Annotated in this window: 20 protein-coding genes and 1 tRNA gene; 10 read left to right on the forward strand and 11 right to left on the reverse strand. The window is 68.1% G+C overall.

The window, feature by feature from the left end; translation table 11 throughout:
- Positions 1-13 precede the first annotated feature (13 nt).
- From JKL49_RS03015 to JKL49_RS03025, 3 genes are all read right to left on the reverse strand, one after another.
- Positions 14-1,099, reverse strand: coding sequence for a sensor histidine kinase (locus JKL49_RS03015; RefSeq protein WP_215338233.1), 1,086 nt, complete (start codon positions 1,097-1,099; stop codon positions 14-16).
- 145 nt (positions 1,100-1,244) lie between these two features.
- Positions 1,245-1,664 carry a GNAT family N-acetyltransferase gene (locus tag JKL49_RS03020; protein ID WP_215338234.1) on the reverse strand — a complete coding sequence of 140 codons (420 nt, stop codon included), beginning with the start codon at positions 1,662-1,664 and terminating at the stop codon, positions 1,245-1,247.
- Positions 1,664-1,978, reverse strand: a complete 315-nt coding sequence (locus JKL49_RS03025; protein WP_215338235.1) for a hypothetical protein — start codon at positions 1,976-1,978, stop codon at positions 1,664-1,666. The genes JKL49_RS03020 and JKL49_RS03025 overlap by 1 nt, the downstream gene beginning before the upstream one ends.
- A 79-nt stretch (positions 1,979-2,057) precedes the next feature.
- Between JKL49_RS03025 and JKL49_RS03030 the strand changes: the two genes are divergently transcribed.
- The 4 genes from JKL49_RS03030 to JKL49_RS03045 all read left to right on the forward strand — a co-directional run bounded on the left by JKL49_RS03030 (position 2,058) and on the right by JKL49_RS03045 (position 5,315).
- Positions 2,058-2,726, forward strand: a complete 669-nt coding sequence (locus tag JKL49_RS03030) for a spermine/spermidine synthase domain-containing protein (RefSeq protein WP_215338236.1) — start codon at positions 2,058-2,060, stop codon at positions 2,724-2,726.
- 419 nt (positions 2,727-3,145) lie between these two features.
- On the forward strand, positions 3,146-3,475 hold the full coding sequence (locus JKL49_RS03035) for a UrcA family protein (protein ID WP_215338237.1): 330 nt from the start codon (positions 3,146-3,148) through the stop codon (positions 3,473-3,475).
- 422 nt (positions 3,476-3,897) lie between these two features.
- Positions 3,898-4,227 carry a UrcA family protein gene (locus JKL49_RS03040; protein ID WP_215338238.1) on the forward strand — a complete coding sequence of 110 codons (330 nt, stop codon included), beginning with the start codon at positions 3,898-3,900 and terminating at the stop codon, positions 4,225-4,227.
- A 122-nt stretch (positions 4,228-4,349) separates the two neighbouring features.
- Complete coding sequence (locus JKL49_RS03045) at positions 4,350-5,315, forward strand: alpha/beta fold hydrolase (RefSeq protein WP_215338239.1); 966 nt, start codon at positions 4,350-4,352, stop codon at positions 5,313-5,315.
- Here JKL49_RS03045 and JKL49_RS03050 read toward each other — a convergent pair.
- From JKL49_RS03050 to JKL49_RS03060, 3 genes are all read right to left on the reverse strand, one after another.
- Positions 5,312-6,508: a M20 metallopeptidase family protein gene (locus JKL49_RS03050; protein WP_215338240.1), complete on the reverse strand. Its 1,197-nt coding sequence runs from the start codon at positions 6,506-6,508 to the stop codon at positions 5,312-5,314. The genes JKL49_RS03045 and JKL49_RS03050 overlap by 4 nt on opposite strands.
- A gap of 56 nt (positions 6,509-6,564) precedes the next feature.
- A complete protein-coding gene (locus JKL49_RS03055) occupies positions 6,565-7,161 on the reverse strand; it encodes a biliverdin-producing heme oxygenase (protein WP_215338241.1) in 597 nt (198 codons plus the stop codon).
- A 75-nt stretch (positions 7,162-7,236) separates the two neighbouring features.
- A complete protein-coding gene (locus JKL49_RS03060; protein ID WP_215338242.1) occupies positions 7,237-8,115 on the reverse strand; it encodes a LysR substrate-binding domain-containing protein in 879 nt (292 codons plus the stop codon).
- Positions 8,116-8,208: 93 nt separating this feature from the next.
- On the opposite strand from JKL49_RS03060, the gene JKL49_RS03065 reads away from it, so the two are divergent.
- The 3 genes from JKL49_RS03065 to JKL49_RS03075 all read left to right on the forward strand — a co-directional run bounded on the left by JKL49_RS03065 (position 8,209) and on the right by JKL49_RS03075 (position 11,503).
- On the forward strand, positions 8,209-8,820 hold the full coding sequence (locus JKL49_RS03065; RefSeq protein WP_215338243.1) for a pyridoxamine 5'-phosphate oxidase family protein: 612 nt from the start codon (positions 8,209-8,211) through the stop codon (positions 8,818-8,820).
- Positions 8,821-9,067: 247 nt separating this feature from the next.
- A complete protein-coding gene (locus tag JKL49_RS03070; RefSeq protein WP_215338244.1) occupies positions 9,068-10,621 on the forward strand; it encodes an AbgT family transporter in 1,554 nt (517 codons plus the stop codon).
- A 78-nt stretch (positions 10,622-10,699) separates the two neighbouring features.
- Complete coding sequence (locus JKL49_RS03075; protein WP_215338245.1) at positions 10,700-11,503, forward strand: enoyl-CoA hydratase/isomerase family protein; 804 nt, start codon at positions 10,700-10,702, stop codon at positions 11,501-11,503.
- A 131-nt stretch (positions 11,504-11,634) separates the two neighbouring features.
- On the opposite strand, the gene JKL49_RS03080 is transcribed toward JKL49_RS03075, so the two are convergent.
- The 5 genes from JKL49_RS03080 to JKL49_RS03100 all read right to left on the reverse strand — a co-directional run bounded on the left by JKL49_RS03080 (position 11,635) and on the right by JKL49_RS03100 (position 17,800).
- Positions 11,635-12,807, reverse strand: a complete 1,173-nt coding sequence (locus tag JKL49_RS03080; RefSeq protein WP_215338246.1) for an aminotransferase — start codon at positions 12,805-12,807, stop codon at positions 11,635-11,637.
- A 198-nt stretch (positions 12,808-13,005) separates the two neighbouring features.
- Complete coding sequence (locus tag JKL49_RS03085; protein ID WP_215338247.1) at positions 13,006-13,365, reverse strand: response regulator; 360 nt, start codon at positions 13,363-13,365, stop codon at positions 13,006-13,008.
- Positions 13,362-14,672, reverse strand: coding sequence for a sensor histidine kinase (locus JKL49_RS03090; protein WP_215338248.1), 1,311 nt, complete (start codon positions 14,670-14,672; stop codon positions 13,362-13,364). The genes JKL49_RS03085 and JKL49_RS03090 overlap by 4 nt, the downstream gene beginning before the upstream one ends.
- 7 nt (positions 14,673-14,679) lie before the next feature.
- Positions 14,680-16,512, reverse strand: coding sequence for a translational GTPase TypA (typA, locus tag JKL49_RS03095; protein WP_215338249.1), 1,833 nt, complete (start codon positions 16,510-16,512; stop codon positions 14,680-14,682).
- A gap of 382 nt (positions 16,513-16,894) precedes the next feature.
- Complete coding sequence (locus tag JKL49_RS03100) at positions 16,895-17,800, reverse strand: N-formylglutamate amidohydrolase (protein ID WP_215338250.1); 906 nt, start codon at positions 17,798-17,800, stop codon at positions 16,895-16,897.
- Between the two features lie 128 nt (positions 17,801-17,928).
- On the opposite strand from JKL49_RS03100, the gene cpdR reads away from it, so the two are divergent.
- From cpdR to JKL49_RS03115, 3 genes are all read left to right on the forward strand, one after another.
- Positions 17,929-18,288 (forward strand): cell cycle two-component system response regulator CpdR, encoded by a 360-nt coding sequence (gene cpdR, locus JKL49_RS03105; RefSeq protein WP_215338251.1) that lies wholly within the window; start codon positions 17,929-17,931, stop codon positions 18,286-18,288.
- A gap of 74 nt (positions 18,289-18,362) precedes the next feature.
- Positions 18,363-18,437 (forward strand) — tRNA-Val (locus JKL49_RS03110).
- 529 nt (positions 18,438-18,966) lie between these two features.
- The gene (locus JKL49_RS03115; protein ID WP_215338252.1) at positions 18,967-22,143 is read left to right on the forward strand and encodes a TonB-dependent receptor; all 3,177 of its coding nucleotides are present in this window, start codon (positions 18,967-18,969) and stop codon (positions 22,141-22,143) included.
- Positions 22,144-22,270: the final 127 nt, after the last annotated feature.

Consider the following 22,270-nt stretch of genomic DNA (forward strand, 5'->3'; position numbering starts at 1 on the left):
GGCGTGGCTTTCTTCAGGCGCCGGTGGCGGCGTGATCGCCGCGAGACGCCGCGGGGCCGTCGCCGACCAGGGCGATCTGGGTGTGGGTGATGGCGACGCGGGTCCCGGGGTGGGCGGGACCCGTCTCAACCGTGGCGTCAAGCTGCCGGGCGAGGGCCTGGACGATGCTGGTCCCCAGGCCGGTGCGGATCTGGCTGGGGTTGGCCGGCAGGCCGACCCCGTTGTCGGTGACGCTGAGGCTCCAGTTGGGGCCGCGCACCTGGCAGTCGACCACGATCCTGCCCCGGCGGCCCTCCGGGAAGGCGTACTTGAGAGCGTTGATCACCAGCTCGGTGACGATGAGGCCGAGGCTGACGGAGACCCGCGCCGAGACCAGGCCGCCATCACCCGTGACGATCAGCGAGATCTGGTCGGTGTCGGCGATCATCGAGGCGGCGATGCTGTCGCAGAGGCTGACGAAATAGGTCTGGAGCTGCACGTCCTGGTCGGTGGACTCGCTGAGCTGGCGTTCCAGGGCAGCCACCGACATGACCCGGTTGTGGGCGTCCTTCAGGTGGCCGCGGGTCTCCTCCGACTGCGTCTTGCGGGCGTTCTGTAAGAGGACGCTGGCGATGATCTGCAGGCTGTTGGCGACCCGGTGGCGGACCTCGGCCAGCAGCACCAGGTTCTGCGCCAGGGCGTCATCCTTCAGCTTCTGGTCGGCGCGCGCCTCGGTGACGTCGATCACCGACATCAGCAGGCGCTGGTTCTCCAGGTCCAGATAGACCAGCCGCTGGGCGTGGAGGATCAGGTTGCGCGGCGGCCGGCCGGGCCGGTGGAGATCCAGTTCGTAGGCCTCGATCCGCGCCGCGCCCGAGGCGGTGGCGTCCAGCAGGGACCTGATGCGGGGAACGTCCCACTCGCCGGCGCCGAGGCCCGACAGGGGACCGCCGACGGCTGCGCCCGCGTCGATCTCGAAGACCTCGCTGAACGACTGGCTGGCGGCGACGATGTTGAGATCGCCATCCAGCAGCAGCAGCGGGCCGGGCGAGGCGGCCACGATGGCCAGGGTGAGGCTGAGCGCGGCTTCTTCGGAATAGTGCGGGGGTTGGGCCGCCATGGGGCGCCCTTCAAAACAACTGGAGACTCGCGAGGCGCAAGCCTTACCCAGACAGATTATCGCGGAGGTCTTCGCCCGAGATCGGGCGGATTATGTCTGATGTAACACGCAATACTGCACTGCGTTGCATAGCGTCGCGGCGGGGCTAGCCCTCGAAGTCGAACATCACGTCGTCGGGGTTGGGGCGGACGCCGCCGGCGCTGGCGTAGAGGGCCATGGCGGGCGTGTTGGAGGCGTTGGTGAAGACAAACATCTCGTCCCAGCGGCCCTTGCGCCCGAGGTCGGAGAGGGCGCCCAGCATGGCTTTGGCGATCCCCCGCCGCTGGAAGGCCTCGTCGACGTCGACGGCGTAGATGAAGAAGCTGGTCTTCTCGAAGCGGCGCAGGACGTGGCCATAGACGAAGCCGACCGGGACCTGATCCTCCAGGGCGACGACGCTCACCAGGTCGGTGTCGGCCAGGTGGCGGGTGGCCGCTTGCTGGGTCAGCGGGCCTTCCTCGGCCAGGTGGTCGACGGCGGCCATGAGCAGGGCCTCGTCGCCCGCCTTCAGGACGCGGATCTCCATCAGCGGAACGCGAAGCTGAGCTTGGCGCCGAGGAAGCGGCCCTGGCTGTCGAAGCCGTGGGCCGAGCCGATGGCCTCGTCGGCACGGGGCTGCAGGCCGCAGAGGAAGCCCAGGGAGGCCGTGGCTGTCCGTGCGAAGCTGTGGTCCACCGACGTCTTGGCGATGCCCGCCTGTCGCAGGGCGTGGGCCTGTGCGACCTCCGGGGCGATGGAGACGCGGGGGGCTGAGAACACCGCCGAGGTCAGGCTGGTCTGGGCCTGGGCGGCGCCGGCGAGACTGGCGAGGGCGGCGGCGGTGAGCAGCAGGCGGGTCATGGCGGGCTCCTTGGGCGGCTATCAGATCAGTTCGCGCGGCGGCTGGCGAGGTTACGTGCCGCTGAGCTAAAGAGACGCCATGATCCCCTGGGAACACCTGGACACCGCGAGCGTCCCCGACGACGGCGGCGAACTGCGGCTGATGCGGCGGGGCGCCGAGTACTCGATCATGTCCGGCGCCATCGAGCTGATGAACAGCCGGCTGAGCGGATCGGAGGCGGCCCTGGCCACCCTGGCCATCGCCCGCGTGGGAGCCGCCGCCCGCGTGCTGATCGGCGGCTATGGCATGGGCTTCACCCTGAGGGCGGCGCTCGCGGCCCTGGGGCCCAAGGCCAAGGTCGTGGTGGGGGAACTGGTCCCGCAGGTGGTGGACTGGGCCCGGGGGCCGATGGCGCACCTGTCGGCCGGCTGCCTGGAGGACCCACGGGTCAGTGTGGCGCTGGGCGACGTGGGGCTGGCGATCCGCGCCGGGGCCAAGGCCTATGACGCCATCCTGCTGGACGTGGACAATGGGCCCGAGGGGCTGAGCCGCAAGGGCAATGACGCGCTGTACGACCGCCAGGGGCTGGCGGCGGCGCGCGCGGCCCTGAGCAAGGGCGGCGTGCTGGCGGTGTGGTCCTCCGCGGCCAGCGAGGCCTTCACCCGGCGGCTGAAACAGGCGGGGTTCGCCGTGGAGGTGGTCGGCGTCCGCGCCGGCGGCGGCAAGCGCGGCGCGCGGCACGTGATCTGGCTGGCGGTGAATCCGTAACTCCGCTCATCCCGGCGGGAGACCCTTGGGAGCAGGGCCGGACGAGGGGTCGATAGGCCTATCCAATTCAGGATCGTCATCCCCGGGCTTGTCCCGGGGACCCATGATCTCCGACTCGCCGCAGGGCGCACGGCGTTGTCGCGGTTTCTTGCGGCGCCACGGAGATCATGGGTGGCCGGGACAAGCCCGGCCATGACGATCAATTGAGAGTTCAGTGTGACCCCATCCGGCCGGGCCGCCGGAACATTACACGCTCGTTAAGTACTGTTACTCGCGTGTCATGTATGTAGGTTTGGTAATTCCCTTAAATCTCTGTCATTACCTGGTATTCACAAGACTTACGAAGTCGACCCTCGTATCTCGAAGTCATCGGCGGCGCAACGCAGCCACACACATTCGAGACCTAGAGGGACCCCACCATGTTCAAGCTGACCCAGACCGTTTCCGGCATCGCTTCCCTGGCCCTGGCCGCCATTCCGATGCTGGCCCTGACCACCGCCGCCCACGCCGCCCCGATGGCCGTGAGCGTCGGCGACCTCTCCACCGCCGCTGGGGTCGCCGCCTTCGAACAACGCATCGACAAGGTCGCCACCAATGTCTGCCACGACCTCACCCAGGGCGTCGGCGCCCGGATGGTGAAGACCGACGGCTGCCGCGAGGCGGTCCGCGCCGAGGCCATCGGCAAGCTGAGCGCCACCCAGCGCAGCCAGATCGCCGCCAGCGGCGTGTCGGAACTCGCCGTTCGCTGAGGCCCCTCCTTCCTCCCCAGTCAGGAGGCCACAGCCTGGAAGCCCGCCCTCACCGGCGGGCTTCTTTGCGTTCGCACATCGACCGTCATCCCCGGGCCTGTCCCGGGGATCCATGATCTCCGCCCTGCCGCAGGGCGCGCGACGTCGCCGCTGATCCTTGCTGGTCCACGGAGATCATGGGTGGCCGGGACAAGCCCGGCCATGACGATCATGGGTTTCAGCACGCCCGTTACACCCCTGCGCCATTTGTTACCGTGCGTTAAGTAACGTGACATTTGTCACTAATATGTACTTTCCGTAATGATCTTAAATCTCTGTCATTACTTGAACTTCACGGGACATCGGCGAAGCAGGGGTCTATCTCAGCAGTCATCGGCGGCGTGTCGCCGCCCACCACATCGAAGACCTAGAGGGAACCCCACATGTCCAAGCTCACCAGCAAGATCGCTTCGGCCGCCACGCTCGCCCTGGCCGCCATCCCCATGCTCGCCTTGACCACCGCCGCCCACGCCGCCCCCATGACCCTGAAGGTCGGCGACCTCTCCTCGGCCGCCGGCGTCGCGGCCTTCGAGCAGCGCCTCGACAAGATCGCCAACACCATGTGCGCCGCCCAGCGCCAGGGTGTCGGGACCCGCATCGTCAACACCGACGGCTGCGTCGAGGCGGTCCGCGCCGAGGCGATGGACAACCTGACCCAGTCGCAACGCAGCCAGATCGCCGCCTACGGCCGCTCGGTGCTCGCCGCCCGCTGAGGCCCCTCCTTCCTCCCCAGTCAGGAAGCCACAGCCGAAAAGCCCGCCCTCCCCGGCGGGCTTTTTTGCGTTTGGCGGCCGCCCCGTCATGCGCCTAGCGTGACGGTTCAGGAGGACACGCCATGCCCGAGTTCCGCACCCTCGACCTGCCCGACATCTCGCTGCGCGTCGCCATGGAGGGATCGGGCCCCCTGGTGGTCCTGGTCCACGGCTTTCCGGAGAGCTGGTACAGCTGGCGCCACCAGATGGGGCCGATCGCGGCCGCCGGCTTCACCGCCTGCGCCATCGACGTGCGCGGCTATGGCGGCTCGGGCAAGCCCGCCGACATCGCGGCCTATGACATGGAGCACATGGTGGGCGACGTCGCGGCCCTCATCGAACACCTGACGCCGGGCGAGAAGGCGGTGCTGGTGGGCCACGACTGGGGGGCGCCCATCGTCTGGAATTCGGCCCTGATCCGCCCCGACAAGGTCCGCGCCGTGGCCGGCCTGTCGGTGCCCTATACCGGCGTGCCGCGGGCGAGCTTCATGGACCTGGTGGACAAGGTGTTCACGCAGCGCGGCAAGTTCTTCTACCAGGCCTGGTTCCAGGACGTGGGGCCGCCCGAGGCCGAGCTGGAGGCCGATCCGCGCATGAGCATTCGCAAGTTCTACTACGCCATCAGCGGCGACGCCCCGGACGGGACCTGGCCCAACGACAAGGTCCACGGCCAGAGCCTGCTCGACGGGCTGGTGGACCCCGATCCCTTCCCCGCCTGGCTGACCGAGGCCGACCTGGACTATTACGCCGCGGAGTTCGCGGGCTCGGGGTTCTTCGGGCCGCTCAGCCGCTACCGCAACCACCAGCGGGACTTCGAGTACCTGTCGAAATTCGAGGGCCGCAAGATCGAGCAGCCGTCGCTGTTCATCGGCGGGGAGCGCGACCTGGTGCTGTCCATGCTGGGCCGCGGCGACCTGCTGGCGATCATGGGCGAGGAGATGACCGACCTGCGCGGCGCCGACATCCTGGAGGGCTGCGGTCACTGGACCCAGCAGGAACGGCCCGAAGAGGTGAACGCCCGGCTGATCCCCTGGCTGAAGGGCCTCTAGCGGGCGCTCGCCAGGTACTCCTCGGCGATGGCGGCGTGCAGGGCCACGCCGTGGGCCATGGCGTCCTCGTCCATGACCATGCGGTTGGAATGGCAACTGTGGGCGTGGGCGGGCTTCACCTCGGGTGGGGCGACTCCGAGGAAGACCATGCAGCCCGGCAGGCGCTGGAGCACATAGGACCAGTCCTCGGCCCCCATCACCGGGCTTGGCATGTCGCGATAGCCCTTCTCGCCGAGCAAGGCGCTGGTGACGCCCCTCACCCGCTCGACAAAGGCGGCGTTGTTGACGGTGACGGGGTAGCCGGCGGTGATCTCCACATGGCCCTCCATCTCGTGGGCCTCGGCGATCTTGGTGACGATGCGGCGGATGCCCTCGTGGGCCTTGGCGCGCGCGCGTTCGGAGAAGGAGCGCAGGGTGCCCAGCATGTGGGCGCTCTCGGGGATGACGTTGTGGGTGGTGCCGGCCTCGATCTTGGCGATGGTCAGGACCACGGGATCGAAGGCGTCGATGCGCCGGGCCACGAGGGCCTGCAGCGCCATGACCATCTCGGCGGCCACCGGGATCGGGTCGCGGGCCAGGTGGGGCGTGGAGGCGTGGCCGCCCTGGCCCTTGATCGAGATGGCGATCTGGTCGGGCGCAGCCATGAAGGCGCCAGGCTTGCTCGCGATCACCCCACTCGGGATATTGGGGCTGATGTGGATGGCGAAGGCGGCGGTGGGGGCCGGCGCCAGGTCCAGCAGGCCGTCCTCGATCATGTGGCGGGCGCCGAAGTCGCCCTCCTCTCCCGGCTGGAACATGAACTTCACGGTGCCGGCCAGGCGGTCGCGGTGGGCGTGCATCAGGTGGACGGCGGAGACCAGCATCGCAGTGTGGGCGTCGTGACCGCAGGCGTGCATGGCGCCCGGAATCCGCGACTTGAAGGGCACGTCGGTGTCCTCGTCCATGGGCAGGGCGTCCATGTCGCCGCGCAGCAGGATGGTGGCGCCGGCCGGGTCGCCCTTCAAGGTCACGATCAGGCCGGAGTTGGAGGTTCCCTGGACGATGTCGACATCCAGGCCCTGCAGGGCGGTGCGCACCGCCGCCGTCGTTCGGGGCAGGTTCAGGCCCAGCTCCGGGTGCTGGTGGATGTCGCGCCGGAAGGCGACGGTCTTGGATTGAAGCGCGCGGGCGTCTTCCAGCCAGGGGGTGGTCATGGGCGATCCTCCTGGCGGCACGCTCTCACACACAGCGACGCCGCGCACCCCTGATGTCAGGCCGGCATAGCGACCGGGGCGCCGGACAGGGCCGGGGCGGTGTCGCACAACCAGCGTTCGGCCTGGGCGAAGCCCGCCACAGCGCCGCGCACAATGTCGTCTCCGGCCTTTTCCGAGACCGCGGCCTCGCGCTCAAGGACCAGCACGAACTTGCGCCAGCGTTCACCGGTCTCCGCGCCATAGGGGTCGAGGAAGGATAGACCCCTCATATTCTGGCCGCGGGCGGTGACCTGGCGGGCGACGGCCTTCGCGTCCTGGGTCGCAGCCTCCAGGACGTAGAGACGGCCAAGGGCCTCGGCGGCGTTGGCGGGGGCGGCGATGCGGCGTCCGCTCTGGGGCTGGCCGCCGACGACGGCCAGATCGCTGGCCAGTTCCACCGTGCGGCGACGGCCGGCATAGCCCAGGCCGACAATGCCGGCGAGCAGCGGGGCCATCCCCGCCTCGGCCCCGACATGCAGGGCGTGATAGCGCTCCACCAGCCGGCGGCGTTCGTCCGGGATCGCGATGCGCTCGACCAGGTCGAGGCGAGCTTCCAGGCGCTGGTGTGCTTCAGCAGTGGCGGCGCGCAGCCGAGCGAGGACAGTTCCGACCATGTCGTTTTCCATGAGCGCACCCCCCGAGCTAGGACTAGCGAGGGCCCAAATGGCTGTCCGTCCGATGTGCAACGGTCAGCCGGCGGTAAGCGCCGTGGCCAGCCAATCGATGAAAAGGCCAGCAGACGCCGACTGGTAGCGCTCTCCGGAGGGAATAGCCACCAAGCCTTGCGGAAAGGGCGCGAAGCCGCAGGGCGCGCGCAGGCGGCCGTCGGCCAGTTCGGCGGCGATCAGCCGCTGCTCCACCAGGGCGACGCCCAGCCCGGTGAGGGCCGCCTCGATGCAGAGGTGGGTGTGGGGGAAGCTGATTTCGGTGGCTCCGGCGACCCGGCGGCCCGTCGCGTCGCGCCACTGGTCCCAGGCGCTGGAGGTGAAGTCGTGGGCGATGCGGCAGGGCACGACGATGTCGGCGCCCAGCACGTCATCGATCGGATAGCCCGGCGCGCAGACCGGACCGAAGGCCACCGGCGCCAGCGGAATGGCGCGGGCCTGGTCGGCGGCGGGGAAGGCCTTCCAGTCCCAGGCGATCACCAGGTCGGCGCCTTCGTCGCGCATCTCCCGGGCCGAGGTCATGGAGAGGCGGACGCGGATCTCCGGATGGGCGCGGTAGAAGTCGGCCAGGCGCGGGGCCAGCCAGCGGGTGGCGAAGGTGGCGCTGCAGGCCACATGGACGCCGGGACCGCGGGCCTCGTCGCGTACGCGCCGCCAGCCCTGTTCCAGGCGGTCCAGGGCCTCGGACACCACCGCCTGCAGGGCTTGGCCCTGCGCGTTCAGGCGCAGACCGGCGCCGGCCTTGTCGAACAGGGGGACGCCCAGGTGGTCCTGCAGGCTACGGATCTGGCGGCTGACCGCGCCATGGGTGCGGGAGAGCTCCTCGGCGGCGCGGGTCACCGAACCCAGGCGGGCGGTGGCGTCGAAGGACCGGAGGGCCGAGAGGGGCGGAAGCTGGCGCATCTGTGAGAAATTCTCACCGATGGCGGCGGCTTAGTCAATTCTATTGGCTCTGAGACAGGTCCATGGTGACCACCTGGTGATGAAAGCTCACACATGCCCGTCCTGACCACGATCGAAGACCTGGAAGCCCTCTACGGCCAGCCCGGCCCAACCTCCACCCTCAAGGAGCTGGATCACCTGAACGCCGAGTACCGCGCGGTGATCGAGGCCTCGCCCTTCGCGGCGCTCGCGACGGTGGGGCCCGAGGGCCTGGATTGCTCGCCGCGCGGAGACGCCGGCGAGGTGGTGCGGATCGCCGACGCGAGGACCCTGCTGATGCCCGACCGGCGGGGCAACAACCGGGCCGACTCCCTGCGCAATATCGTGCGTGATCCCCGCGTGGCGTTGCTGTTCCTGATCCCCGGCTCGGGCTCGACCCTGCGGGTGAACGGGCGGGCGGAACTGCGGACGGACGCCGATCTGCTGGAGACCTTCCGCATGGAGAGCAAGCCGCCCCGCTGCGTGATCGTGATCACCATCGACACCGTCTTTTTCCAGTGCGCGCGGGCGGTGATCCGGGCCGACCTGTGGAACCGCGCCAAGCAGGTGGACCCGGCGCGGTTGCCCAGCGCCGGCCAGATGCTGAGCGCGGCGAGTTCGGGCGTGCAGGGCGGGGCCGACTACGACGCCGCGTGGCCCGCGCGGGCGGCGGCGAGCCTGTGGTGAGGGACGCGGAGAGGGCCTGATCACAGGGGCCAAGGCGCCCCACCACCATCGTCATCCCCGGGCTTGTCCCGGGGACCCATGATCTCCGCTTGAGCCCAGATGTCGCCAACCTCGCGGCCGCGAGCAGCCTCCGCCACGGAGATCATGGGTGGCCGGGACCGCCTCGTTCCGCGCCAGATCGATCCGGTCGGCCTCTACCCCACCGCGCACCGCTCGACACGCCTTTCGAGCGATGATTGGATTGGCCATGGCTGAGGTTCAGGAGCGAAACGCGGGTTCCGGCAAGTTTCTCGACACCGTGGAGCGGTTGGGCAACGCCCTGCCGGATCCGGTGTTCATCTTCATCGGCATCATCGGCGTTCTGGTGGGGGTCTCGGTTTTCGGGGCCGCCGCGGGTTGGACCGCCGTCAATCCGGTGTCTGGCGAAACGCTCTTTGCACAGAGCCTGCTCTCCCAGGCCAATATCCAGAAGCTCTTCATGGAGATGCCGAAGACCTATACGAGCTTCACGCCGCTCGGCCTGGCTCTGACCATCATGCTGGGGGCGGGGATCGCCGAGCGCAGCGGCCTGTTTTCATCCCTCCTGCGCAGCAGTTTGGCGGGGGTTCCGAAACACTATCTGACCCCCATTGTCTTCCTCATCGGCATGCTGACGACCCACGCGATCGATGCGGGCTATCTGGTCTATGTGCCGCTGGCCGCTGTCATCTATGCCAGCGCGGGTCGCCACCCGGTCCTGGGCCTGGTGGTGGGGTTTTCCGGCGCGGCGGTCGGGCTGTCGGGCAATCTGATCCCGGGTCAGTATGACGTCCTGATCTTTGGCATCACCGAGATCGGGGCCCGGCTGATCGTGCCGGACTGGACGATGAATCCCCTGGGAAACTGGTGGTTCAGTATCGCCGTGGCCGTGCTGTTCACCGGGCTGGCCTGGGTCATCGTCGAAAAGGTGCTGGCGCCGCGCCTGGGACCCTGGACCGGGGGCGTCACCCGCGGCGAACTGGCGGCCACGGTTGTCACGGTCAGCGAGCGCCGCGGCCTGCGGATGGCCGGTCTGGCGGCCCTGGCGGTGATCGGGGGGTTTGCGGCCCTGACGTTCTGGCCGGGATACTCGCCCTTCCTCGACGTCGCGGCCACGGGCAGTCAGCGGCTCTTGCCGTTCTTTCGCAGCCTGCCCGCCGGACTGTTTCTGCTCTTCGCCGCGACGGGCTGGGCCTATGGCGCCTCGACCGGGTCCATCAAATCCCATCGCGACGTGGTGGAGATGATGGTCAAGGGACTGGAGGGCATGCTGCCCTATCTGGTGCTGATCTTCTTTGCCGCCCACTTCGTGGCGATGTTCACCTGGTCCAATCTGGGGCCGATCGCCGCCATCCTCGGCGCGCAGCAACTTCGGGCCCTGCACGCGCCTCCAGCCCTCCTGCTGCCGCTGCTGGCCACCATGTCGGCCTGGCTCGATTTTCTGATCGCCTCCGGCTCAGCCAAGTGGACGGCGATGTCGCCGGTCGCCACGCCGATGATGATGTTGCTGGGCGTGTCGCCGGAAATGACAACCGCGGCCTATCGCCTGGGCGACACCGTGACCAATCTCATCTCGCCCTTGAATCCCTATTTCGTTCTGACCTTCACATTCGCGCGCCGCTGGGCGCCGGACTTCCGCCTGGGATCCCTGCTGGCGCTGACCCTGCCCTTGGCCGCCGCCTTCTATCTGGGCGGGGTCGCCCTGACGGCCGCCTGGGTCGCCCTGGAGATTCCCGTCGGGCCGGGCGCCAGCGTGGCCTATCATCTTCCCACTGCGCCTTAAGGCCGCCCAGCCCCCCCCGCGCCGCGCCTTGCGCGCCCCGCCGCCCCGCGCGATCCTCGCCCAAAGGGGAGCGCCGCCATGGATCCATTCGCCCACGCCTGGGAGCACCTGAGCGTCCGCCGCGAGGGCGCGGTGGCGCAGGTGGCCCTGAACCGTCCCGCCGCCCGCAACGCGCTCAACACCGCCCTGATGACCGAGCTGACCGATTTCGCCCGCGCGGTGCGGCGGCGCAGCGACCTCACAGCCGTCATCCTCACCGGGTCTGAGAGCTATTTCTCCGCCGGCGCCGACCTCGCCGCCCAGGGCGAGCGGCGCAGGCCCACCCTGCTGGAAACCCGCGAGGCGGGGATGGCCGGCCCCGACATGTGCGAGGCCTGGGAGGCCATCGAGGCGGTGACCCTGGTGGCCATCGAGGGGTTCTGCATCGGCGGCGGCTGCGCGCTCGCCGTGGCCTGCGACTTCCGGATCCTGGGGGCCGGCGCCTATCTGCGGCTGCCAGAGGTTCCGCTCGGCATAAACATGAGCTGGCGCAGCCTGCCGCGCATCACGGCCCTGGTGGGGCCAGCCCGGGCCAAGCGCTTCGTGATGTTCGGCGAGGCCACCGACGCGGCCACCTGCCTGGACTGGGGGTTCTGCGACGAGGTGGCGCCGGCCGGCGAGGCCCTGGCCGTGGCGCGGGCCTGGGCCGCCAAGCTGGCGGCCCTGCCGCCCCTGCCGGTGCGCATGACCAAGGAGGCGGTCAACGCTGCGGTGGCCGGCGGCGCGGCGGCCGCCACCTTCATGGACCGCGACCAGTACCTGCTCACCAGCCGCTCGGCCGACTTCCGCGAGGGCGTCGCGGCCTTCTTCGAGAAACGCCCGGGCCGCTTCCAGGGGGATTGAGGGGGACCCTAACCCCCACATGTCGGCGCATGTCGGTCACTCCGCGGGCCAGAAAACCCAGGCGGGGCAAGGGCTGGCGGCGGGCGGCGCGCAGGTGCGTTTTCCTCCATCCGCGGCCACCAACATGTTGGCTATCCGGCGGCCTTCCGCGACAGCTCCCGCGCCTTGGCCAGCCGCTCGATCCCCCCGTCCAGGGTCGCGTCGCCCTTCGAGAAGCAGAGCCGCAGGATGCTGGTGACCGGGTCCTGCTCATAGAGCGCCGAGACCGGGATGGCCGCGACGCCGGCCTCCGTCACCGCCCGCAGCGCGAAGACCCGGTCGGGCTCGCTGACGCCGGAGGCGGCCAGGTCGACATTGAGGAAGTAGGTCCCCTGGCTGGCCAGCACCTTGAACCCTTCCGCCGTCAGCCCCGCCGCCAGCCGGTCTCGCGACCGCGCAAGGCCGGTCGGCATGGCGGTGAACCAGTCGCCGGGATTGTCCAGCCCGAAGGCTACCGCGGCCTGCAGGTTGGGCGGCGTGGTGAAGGTCAGGAACTGGTGGGCGCGGGCCAGGGCGTGGGTCAGTTCGGGCGCCGCGCAGAGGAAGCCCACCTTCCAGCCGGTAAGCCCGAACATCTTCCCCGCCGAGCCGATCTTCACCGTGCGGGCGCGCATATTCGGCAGCGACATCAAGGGGATGTGGGCGGCCCCATCGAACACCACCTGCTCCCAGACCTCGTCGCAGATGGCGATGGCGTCGTGGGCCAGGCAGAACTCCGCCAGCAGCTCCAGGTCCTCCCGGGGCAGGACGACGCCGGCCGGATTGATCGGGTTGTTCAGCACCACGAACCGGGTCTTGTCGGTGAAGGCGGCCTCCAGCATGGCGCGGCTGAACCGCCAGTGGGGCGGCTCCAGCCGCACCAGCCGGGGGATGCCGCCGGCCCGGCGGATCAGCGGCAGGTAGGCGTCATAGACCGGCTGGAACACCACCACCTCGTCGCCCGGCTGGACCAGCGCCAGGAAGGTCGCGGCCAGGGCCTCGGTGGCGCCCGAGGTGATGGTGACCTCGGTCTTCCAGTCCAGGTCCAGGCCCTGGGTGCGGCCATAGTGCCCCGCCACGGCCTGCCGCAGCCCCGGCAGGCCGGCCATGGGCGGGTACTGGTTGTAGCCGTTCAGAACCTCCTCAGCCGCCTTCTGGCGGATCGCCAGGGGGCCGGGGTCATCGGGGAAGCCCTGGCCCAGGTTGATGGCGCCCAGTTCCCGGGCGAGGCCCGACATCTCCTCGAACACGGTGGTCGGAAGGTTGGCGTAGACGGGGTGGGCCATGGCGCGCTCCTGAGCGGGGATTTGCCTAGCACAGCTTCCGCGCCAAGGCGCCAGCCATGCAGCCTTCGAACCTCGTCACGCGCAGGCCTGGAAGCGCCGGCGCTGGTGGTCTATAGCGCCGCGGGGTTCGTGGAGCTGCCGCCCCGGCCCACCCCCTATGCGAGGGCCGACGTCTTCATGGAGTTGGCGTTCTAGGGGCTAGTGGACGGCGGCCAGGGCGTCGCCCAGGGTGCGGCGGGTCACGGGCTTGCCCAGGAACCCGATGGGGTTGATGGCGGCCATGGCCTTGCGGAACTCGTCGGTGATGGAGCCGGAGACGAACAGCGAGCGGACGCCCAGCTGATCATAGAGTTTCTGGGCGAGCTTGCCGCCGTCGGTGTTCTTGGCCAGGCGGATATCCACCAGGGCGAGGTCGGGCTTGTCGTCCTCGGCCAGGTCCCAGGCGGCGCCGGCGTCGGCGGCCTCGGCGATCACCTCGTGGCCCAGGTCTTCCAGCAGACCGCAGATGTCGAGAGCAATCAGGGCGTCGTCTTCAACCACCATAATTCGCATGGTCATACGGTACTCCTCGGGAAGACGACTGCAAAACTCGCGCCGCGATCCACGTCTTCGATTTCGAAGCGCCCCCCGAGCTGTCGGGTCAGCGCATCGATCGCCCTCATGCCCAAGCTCTTGGTTTTCTTCGGATCAAAGCCCTTGGGCAGGCCGTCCCCGTTGTCGGACACACGCAAACGATAGTCGTCCCCGTCGGTTCCGAACGTCACCTGTATGCGGCACGTCTGGTTCTCCGGACAACCATATTTCAGGGAATTGGTAACCAACTCGTTCAGGATCAGCGCCAAAGGCGCCGCCTGCCGCACGTCGAGCGAAATCGGCTCCACCGCGGTCACCAGTTCGATCTCGTCACGGCCCATGGCCTCCACCAACTCGCGGGCCAGGGCCTCGGTATAGGCGCCGGCGTCGAAGCGGTCGATCTGGGCGCCGCTCTTGTAGAGCTGCTCATGCACCCGGCCCACCGCCATGATGCGGCTCAGGGTGTTGTCCAAGGCCTCCTTGGCCTCGGGATGGACCACGGCGCGAGATTGCAGGCGCACGACGCTGGCGATCTGCTGCAGCGAGTTCTTCACCCGGTGGTTCACCTCGTCCAGCAGGAGGGTGCGGTCGGCCAGCAGGGCGCGCAGGCGCTCGGCGGTGTCGGCCTCCACCTCGCGGTCGAGATTGAGGTCGCGCATGGCCCTGGCGAACAGCAGGGCCAGCAGGGCGGCGAAGGCCACCAGGGCCACCAGCACCAGGGCGCGGACCGCCGCGGCGCGCTCGGCGCGCTGGGCCTCAAGGCGCGCCTCGGTGAGGTCCAGCTGCGCCACCAGGCGGCGGATCTCGATCATGGCGGCGATGCCCCGGCCCTCGCGAATGATGCGGATGGCGGCCACCGGCGCGCCGGCGGCGCGGGCGGCCACGGTCTTGTCGATGATCTGCAGGCGGATGGCCATCTGCCCCCGCAGGGTCGCCAGGCGCGTCTGCTGGCCGGGATTGTCCTTGGTCAAGGTTGCGACGTCGGCGAGTTCGGTCTGCGCCCGGGCGCGGGCCTGGGCCAACTGGTCGACAAACATCCGGTCGCCGGTGAGCACATAGCCACGCTGGGCCGACTCGGCGTCGGTCAGGGCCTGCAGGACATTGCTGATGCCGGTCCGCACCTGGTGGGTGTGGCTGACCCAGTTGGCCGAGCTGTCGTACCAGAGAAAGACCCCGCCCAGGGTGGCGAAGGCCAGGAACAGGGCCGCGACCGTGCCGGCCAACAGGCGGAAGGCGCGCTCGCGCGCGCCCTGGCGATCCGCACCGGAAAGCTCGACCGGATCGCGCGCCACCGAGAGGCTACTCTTCTTTGGCGCGGCGCTTGCGGAGGCTCGGGTTCAGGACCTGCTTGCGCAGGCGGATCGACTTCGGCGTCACCTCGACCAGTTCGTCTTCCTCGATATAGGCGATGGCCTGCTCCAGGGTCATCCGGCGCGGCGGCGTCAGGCGCACGGCCTCGTCCTTGCCGGATGCGCGGATGTTGTTGAGCGCCTTGGCCTTCATCGGGTTGACGTCCAGGTCGTCGGCGCGCGAGTTCTCCCCGATGATCATGCCCTGGTAGGTCTTTTCGCCGCCGCCCACGAACATGAAGCCGCGGTCCTCGAGGTTCCACAAGGCGAAGTCGGTCGTCTCGCCGTCGGAGTTGGAGACCAGCACGCCCTTGCGGCCCGCGTCGATGGCGCCCTTGTAGACATCGTAGTGGCTGAACACGCGGTTCAGTACGCCTGACCCCCGGGTGTCGGTGAGGAACTCGCCCTGGTAGCCGATGAGCGAGCGTGACGGGCTCATCAGGCTGATGCGGGTCTTGCCGGCGCCGGACGGGCCCATGTCCTTGAGCTCGGCGCGGCGGGCCGAAAGCTTTTCGATGACGATGCCGGTGAACTCGTCGTCGACGTCGATCATCACATCCTCGATCGGCTCCAGGCGATCGCCCGTCTCCGGGTCGGTCTGGAACACCACGCGGGGACGGCTGATCGACAGTTCGAAGCCCTCGCGTCGCATGCTCTCGATCAGCACGCCCAGCTGCAGTTCGCCGCGACCGGCGACCTCATAGGCGTCCTTGTCGGAGGTCTCGGTCACCCGGATGGCGACGTTGGACTGGGCCTCCTTCAGCAGGCGCGCGGCGATCACGCGGCTCTGCACCTTGTCGCCTTCACGGCCGGCCAGCGGGCTGTTGTTCACCGAGACCGTCATGGAGATGGTGGGCGGGTCGATCGGCTGGGCCGGAAGGGCGTCGCTGACCTCCATGGCGCACAGAGTGTCGGCCACGGTGGCCTTCGACAGGCCGGCGATGGCGACGATGTCGCCGGCTTCGGCGTCCTCGATCGGCTGGCGCTTCAGGCCGCGGAAGGCCAGCACCTTGGTGATGCGGCCGCGTTCGATTTCCGTGCCGTCCAGGGACAGGGCGTGGATCGCCATGCCGGGCGTGGCCTTGCCCGACTGGATGCGGCCGGTCAGCAGGCGGCCCAGGAAGGGGTCGTTCTCGATCAGCACCGACAGGATCTGGAAGGGCTTATCCTTGTTCTCGACCACGGCCGGCTCGGGCACGTGGCGCACGATCAGGTCGAACAGGGGCGCCAGGTTGTCGTTGGGCTTGGCCAGGTCCAGCGTCGCCCAGCCGTTCTTGCCAGAGGCGTAGATGTGCGGGAAGTCCAGTTGCTCGTCCGTCGCGCCCATGGCGGCGAACAGGTCGAAGGCGTCGTTCAGGATGCGGTCGGGATCGGCGTGGGGCCGGTCGACCTTGTTGAGGCAGAGGATCGGCTTGAGGCCCATCTTCAGGGCCTTGCCCAGGACGAACTTGGTCTGGGGCATGACGCCCTCTTCGGCGTCCACCAGGATGACGCAGCCGTCCACCATCCCCAGGATCCGCTCGACCTCGCCGCCGAAGTCGGCGTGGCCGGGGGTGTCGATGATGTTGATGCGGGTGTCGCCCGCCTCGCCATGCCACAGCACGCTGGTGCACTTGGCCAGGATGGTGATCCCGCGCTCGCGCTCCTGGTCGTTGGAGTCCATCGCGCGCTCGACCGTCGCCTCGTTGGCGCGGAAGACGCCGGACTGGGCGAGCAGCTGATCGACGAGCGTGGTCTTGCCATGGTCGACGTGGGCGATGATGGCGATGTTGCGAAGCGACATTTAATTCTTATCTCGGGAAGGGCGCGGGGCTTGTAAGCGAGCGCGGGGGCTTCCGCCAGCGCAATCTCGTCGCGGGCGTCGACCATGTGGGTGAGCTGTTGTGCAATGCAGCAAGTCATATACCCCACATTGCCAAATTTCATATCATTGAATTTTAACGGTAAAATCCGAGTGCGACAAAAAAACTTACAATGTCAGCGCTTTCTTCCTTGAAGAATTGTGCGCCGCACTTTACTTTCATTCCTGTGAGGCGGCCATGTCGCCTCTGCCCTTCCTGGGCGTTTCCTCCCTAATGAACTGCCGGGCCCTCGGGTCCGGCTTTTTTTTGGCCGGACGCCTGGGCGCGCGAAGGTGGGGAAAGAAACAGCGGCTCGCGGCCGCCCTACACGGTCTTCAGGCCGCTCCAGTCAGTCCCCGCCAGCATGGCGGTGAGCTGCTGCAGATCACTCTTGAGCTTGGCGAACCCCTCGGTGGGCTCCAGGCGCGCCTCATCCAGATAGAGCCCGCGGCTGATCTCGATCTGCAGGGCGTGGGTCCGCCGCGCCGGGCGGCCGTAGTGTTCGGTGGTGTAGCCGCCGGCATAGGGGGCGTTGCGGGCGACCCGGTAGCCCATCGCCTCCAAGGCCCGCTCCACCTTATGGGTCACCACAGGCGCGCAGGCCGCGCCGAACCGGTCCCCCAGCACCATGTCGCAGGCGCCGCCGCTGGACCTGGCCGCGGCGGCCGGCATGGAATGCCAGTCCACCAGGATCGCAAAGCCGTGGCCGGCGTGGGCCTCTCCCAACAGACGGGCCAGGGCGGCGTGATAGGGGGCGTGGGCCAGTTCGATGCGGGCTCTGGCCTCCGCGAAGGTCAGCTTCCGGGCGTAGATCTCCTGCCCCTCGGACACCACCCTTGCGATGGCGCCCAGGCCCGCCGCCACCCGCGCCGAGCGGCCACGGGCGAAGTCGGGCAGCTCGTCGGCGAACATGGCCGGGTCAAGTTCAAAGGCTTCGCGGTTGACGTCTATATAGGCGCGCGCGAGGCGGGCGGCGATCACCGTGGCGCCTAGGCCAGGACCCGCCGCGATCAGCTCGTCGACGAAGGCGTCCTCGGAGCGGCGGATGGCGAGGGCGTCCAGCGCCGTGGCCGCCATCATGTCGGCGGGGTAAAGCCGGCCCGAATGGGGGGAGGCGAAGACCAGGGGCGTGGGCGCCGGCTGACCCTCAAGGCCTGCGCGCCAGATGTCGAAGGCCGGCGCCGGCTTGGGCGCGGCGTCCTCGGCGACAAGGGGCTCACAGGCGGTCATTGAAGGTCATATGACGGCGTCGCCCGCGGGCGGTCAAACGATCAGCGCGGCGCGTTCGAGATGGTTCATCGCGAGTTTACATCTCACCCACTATGGTATGGCCTCTAGACCACTCGCGCGGAACACCCATGCCCCGGATCCTGTTGGCCGAAGATGACGATTCCCTGCGTGGCTTCCTCAGCCGCGCCCTGGAGCGCGCCGGTTACGACGTGACCGCCTGCGCCGACGGCGAGGAGGCCGCGGCCGTTCTCGACCAGGACTGGGACCTGCTGCTCACCGACATCGTCATGCCCGGCATGGACGGCATCGAGGTGGCCCGCCTGGCCGCCGCCAAGCATCCGGGCCTGCGCATCATGTTCATCACCGGTTTCGCCGCCGTGGCCCTGGCCGCCGGCGAGAGCGCCCCCCCCGGCGCCAAGGTGCTGTCCAAGCCCATCCACCTGCGCGAGATCGTCACCGAGGTCGAGCGCATGATGGCCGCAGCCTAAAGGCCGCGCTTGCGCCGGAAACGGCGCTCCATTATACCGCCGCCTCCGCTCCCGAAAGGGAGACCTGACGGTCTGGACGTGTAGCTCAGCGGGAGAGCACCTCGTTGACATCGAGGGGGTCACAGGTTCAATCCCTGTCACGTCCACCATCCGTTCCCCCAGACATTCCCCAGAGCTGACAGGCGCCGCGCCGCGGGTCTGAGGGCCGGCGATTCTCACCTGCAATTCCGGCTGAAAGCCGCCGACTGGTGACGCCGCGTCAGGTGGCGTTTCCGCCGTGACGCCTTTTTCCAAAAGGTGCGGCGGTGTTGCAACACTGCCTTTTTTGCCCCCGACACCACCAACCGACCGACTGGCCGGTTTTTTCGAAAAACCGGCACGATGCGAACCTTGTTATCTAAAACCTACCCGCAAAAATTGTGTTTAAAACCAGATGTCTAAATATTTACGACGTCCAGATTTGGGTTTTTTCAACTGCGGGTATGTTGCGGGACATTATATTTGCCAGTTATGTCAAAATCTTAGCGGCTCCAGGCGACCATTTCGAACTGGAAACATTCCAAACCGACCCCTGGCGCTCGCTGACGAGACGCCCGATGATTGCATCACTCTACGGCCGCATGGCTCCCGGGCATTTCAAACCGGGCGCAGGCCGTTGGAGGGGGAAAGGAAACATAGATGTCAAAAAGCAGATATTTCTGCGGTGGATCGATTCTGGCCGTCGCCCTGACCATGGGGCTCGCTGGAAACGCCGCTGCGCAGGACGGGGCCGCCACGGTTGAAGAAGTCGTGGTCACCGGCTCGTTCATCGCGGGCACGCCCGAAGACGCGGCTCTGCCCGTCGACGTGATCGGGGCCAAGGAGCTCGCGAACCGCGGCTCGCCCAGCATGGTTCAGTTCATCAAGACCATCCCGTCGTCCGGCGCGGTGATCGGTGAGAACAACCGCTTCGGCTCCGGCTCAGGCGCGGCCACCATCAACCTTCGCAACCTGAACTCCGCCGTCACCGGCTCTCGGACCCTGGTGCTGTTCAACGGCCGGCGCCTGCCGAACTCGCCGCAGGCCATCGCCTCGGTGGACATCAACCTGCTGCCCACCGCCGCCATCGGCCGCGTGGAAGTCCTGAAGGACGGCGCGGCGGCCACCTACGGTTCCGACGCCATCGGCGGCGTGGTCAACTTCATCACCCGCAACGATCTGCAGGGCTTCGAGCTCAACGCCAACTACCAGGGCATCAAGGGCTCGGCCGGCGACTACGAAGGCAGCATCGCCTACGGTTACAAGGGTGATCGCGCCAACCTGCTGCTGACCGGCGGCTATCGCCACCGTTCGGAAATGTCGGTCAAGGAACGCGACTGGGCCCTGCGCACCGGGACGAGCGGCTACCTCGAAAATCCGCTGGGCGGCTGGGCTGGCACCGGGAACCCCGGCCAGTACAACGTCGCCACGACGCCTCCGGTCGGTTCGCCCAACACCGGCTTCACCGCCGCAAGTTTCGGCGGCGCCCTGCCGGACATCGGCTGCGCGGCCAATGGCGGCGCGCCCTACATCCTGACCACCACCATCGTCAGCGCCACCTCGTGCAACTTCCAGTACACGAGTTTCGACAACCTGGTTGAAGACGAAAATCACTTCCAGCTCTACGGCAAGCTGAACGTCGACATCACCGACAACATCGAAGGTAATGTCGAGGTCCTCTACGCCTCGCACGACACGCCCAACCAGAGCTGGGCCATCACCGGTCCCAACCAGTTCCCGGCGCCCATCCTCGCCTCCGGCGCCTCTGCCGGCGGCGGCGTCTCGCCCTATCCGGCGGCCGGCACCGGCGAACAGTCGCGGTTCTACATCCCCAACACCAACCCCGGCCTCATCGCCCTGCTGGGTCAGATCGGTTCGGCCAGCTGCGCAGGTCCGGTACTGCCCTATGGCGTGGACGCCGCCTCCTGCGCCACCGGTCTCGCGACCGCTCAAGCCGGAGCGACCAACGCCGCCCTCTATGGCGTGACCGGCAGCCAGACCGCCTGGCGTCCTGTCGGCTTCGCGGGCAACCCCTACACCTCCGACCGTCACAGCCACTATTCGTACAAGACCGACACCTTCCGCGTCGCGGGCGGGTTCAAGGGCAAGTTCGAGAACGGCATCGGCTGGGATGCGAGCCTGACCTACCAGGAGCAGGACTTTAACTACAACCTGCAGGACACTTCGGTGAACCGCCTGCAACTCGGCCTTCGCGGCTACGGCAGCCGGGCCGGCGCCGCCGACCAGTGCACCGCGACGGAAACGGTGAACTTCACCACCAACGCCGGCAACGCGGCCCTGGGCTGCTTCTACTTCAACCCCTTCACCAACGCGATTGCGCAAAGCACCTCGAACGTCCCGGCCAACCCCTACTATGTGGCCAGTTCCTCGACGATCGCCGGCCTGAACGACGCCGTCGCCAACCGCGCCGCCGTCTTCGACTGGATGGAGGAAGAACAGCGCAACGAGATCTCCACCAAGCTGTTCGTCGCTGACCTCGTCTTCAACGGCGAGAGCCCGTTCAAGCTCTGGGGTTCGGACAACATCTCCTGGGCGGCCGGCGGTCAGTTCCGCTACGACCGTCAGATCCAGGATCCCGACACCGCCTATGACGCCAACGCCACGCCGTGCGTCGACAGCCCGCCTTACGGCGACGGTTCGCCGTACTGCCCGACGACGGCCAATGGCCCGTTCCTGTTCAACGCCAACCTGCGTCCCTATGACGTGGAGCGGAAGATCGGCTCGGGCTTCTTCGAAGTGCGGCTGCCGATCACCGACAGCCTCGAAGGGTCCGTCGCCGGCCGCTACGAGTACTACCAAGGCCAGGGCGACACCTTCAATCCGAAGGCGGCCCTGCGTTGGCAGGCTCTGGACTGGCTCGCCCTGCGCGGTTCGGTCTCCACCACCTACCGGGCTCCGGCCGCGACCACGACTACGACGAACTTCGCGCGGAACCTCACCAACGCCTCTGGCACCTACCGGGCCAACGACCTCTTCGGCAACCCCGGCCTGTCTCCGGAAACCGCGCTCACCTACAGCGTCGGCGCCGTGGTCAAGATCGGTGGCTTCGACGCCACCGTCGATTACTGGAGCTTTGACTTCCAGGATCAGCTGACCTCGGAAGCCACGCTTGACCTGCTGAACCTGATGTTCCCGACCACCCCGGCCGGCAATCGGATCCAGCCCGGCGTGGCCAACAACTGCGGCGTCGCGGCCCTGGCCGCGCGGTTCACCTTCGACCCCGCCGGCTGCTCGGGCGGCCGTGGGTCGGTTCTCTCCTACCGCACCCAGTACATCAACGGTGGCAAGGTGAAGACCGACGGCATCGACTTCCAGGCCAACCTGGCGGTCGGCGAACTGTTGGGGGGCGACCTGACCACCGGCTTCGACGGCACCTATCTGCTGAGCTACGACGACGAGTCCTACTCCATCGAAGGCTACAAGGTCGCCGATGGCGTCTCGAAGCGGGCGGGCACCTATCGCGCCTCCATCTTCACCGGCTACAACCGCCTGCGGGCCAACGCCTATATGAACTGGGCGATGGGCGGCCAGAACCTGCGCCTCCAGGTTCGGCACGTTTCCTCGACGACGCAGATCGAGCCCAACTCGATCAACATCGCCGCGGCGGTGAAGTCGACGACCAAGATCGCCGAATACTGGCAGACCGACCTGACCTACCGGGCCGAACTGCCTTGGGACACGGCGCTGACCCTTTCGGTGATGAACCTCCTCGACAAGGATCCGCCCTTCGCGATCGGCACCCAGTACAACTACGACCCGGGCAGCGGAAATCCGCTTGGCCGTGTGTGGTCGGTGGGTGTGAAGAAGCGCTTCTAAGACCCGGTCTGGGGCCATCGGCCCCCGCCCAGCGAACGAAGGAACGCCGTCCTCTCACGAGGGCGGCGTTTTCTTTTGGGTCGGCGAGAGGGCTTCCCCAGCCGGCGGCTGAGTCGCCCTCCGTGCC

This window comes from Phenylobacterium glaciei, assembly GCF_016772415.1.
Classification (GTDB): Bacteria; Pseudomonadota; Alphaproteobacteria; order Caulobacterales; family Caulobacteraceae; genus Phenylobacterium; species Phenylobacterium glaciei.

Coding starts and splice junctions, on each gene's coding strand:
- JKL49_RS03025 (WP_215338235.1), bottom strand. CDS start 1,978: ATGACCCGCCTGCTGCTCACCGCCGCCGCCCTCGCCAGTCTCGCCGGC.
- JKL49_RS03050 (WP_215338240.1), bottom strand. CDS start 6,508: ATGACCACCCCCTGGCTGGAAGACGCCCGCGCGCTTCAATCCAAGACC.
- cpdR (WP_215338251.1), top strand. CDS start 17,929: ATGCCCCGGATCCTGTTGGCCGAAGATGACGATTCCCTGCGTGGCTTC.
- JKL49_RS03060 (WP_215338242.1), bottom strand. CDS start 8,115: ATGCGCCAGCTTCCGCCCCTCTCGGCCCTCCGGTCCTTCGACGCCACC.
- JKL49_RS03085 (WP_215338247.1), bottom strand. CDS start 13,365: ATGACCATGCGAATTATGGTGGTTGAAGACGACGCCCTGATTGCTCTC.
- JKL49_RS03045 (WP_215338239.1), top strand. CDS start 4,350: ATGCCCGAGTTCCGCACCCTCGACCTGCCCGACATCTCGCTGCGCGTC.
- JKL49_RS03100 (WP_215338250.1), bottom strand. CDS start 17,800: ATGACCGCCTGTGAGCCCCTTGTCGCCGAGGACGCCGCGCCCAAGCCG.
- JKL49_RS03080 (WP_215338246.1), bottom strand. CDS start 12,807: ATGGCCCACCCCGTCTACGCCAACCTTCCGACCACCGTGTTCGAGGAG.
- JKL49_RS03115 (WP_215338252.1), top strand. CDS start 18,967: ATGTCAAAAAGCAGATATTTCTGCGGTGGATCGATTCTGGCCGTCGCC.
- typA (WP_215338249.1), bottom strand. CDS start 16,512: ATGTCGCTTCGCAACATCGCCATCATCGCCCACGTCGACCATGGCAAG.
- JKL49_RS03075 (WP_215338245.1), top strand. CDS start 10,700: ATGGATCCATTCGCCCACGCCTGGGAGCACCTGAGCGTCCGCCGCGAG.
- JKL49_RS03070 (WP_215338244.1), top strand. CDS start 9,068: ATGGCTGAGGTTCAGGAGCGAAACGCGGGTTCCGGCAAGTTTCTCGAC.
- JKL49_RS03065 (WP_215338243.1), top strand. CDS start 8,209: ATGCCCGTCCTGACCACGATCGAAGACCTGGAAGCCCTCTACGGCCAG.
- JKL49_RS03030 (WP_215338236.1), top strand. CDS start 2,058: ATGATCCCCTGGGAACACCTGGACACCGCGAGCGTCCCCGACGACGGC.
- JKL49_RS03035 (WP_215338237.1), top strand. CDS start 3,146: ATGTTCAAGCTGACCCAGACCGTTTCCGGCATCGCTTCCCTGGCCCTG.
- JKL49_RS03055 (WP_215338241.1), bottom strand. CDS start 7,161: ATGGTCGGAACTGTCCTCGCTCGGCTGCGCGCCGCCACTGCTGAAGCA.
- JKL49_RS03020 (WP_215338234.1), bottom strand. CDS start 1,664: ATGGAGATCCGCGTCCTGAAGGCGGGCGACGAGGCCCTGCTCATGGCC.
- JKL49_RS03040 (WP_215338238.1), top strand. CDS start 3,898: ATGTCCAAGCTCACCAGCAAGATCGCTTCGGCCGCCACGCTCGCCCTG.
- JKL49_RS03015 (WP_215338233.1), bottom strand. CDS start 1,099: ATGGCGGCCCAACCCCCGCACTATTCCGAAGAAGCCGCGCTCAGCCTC.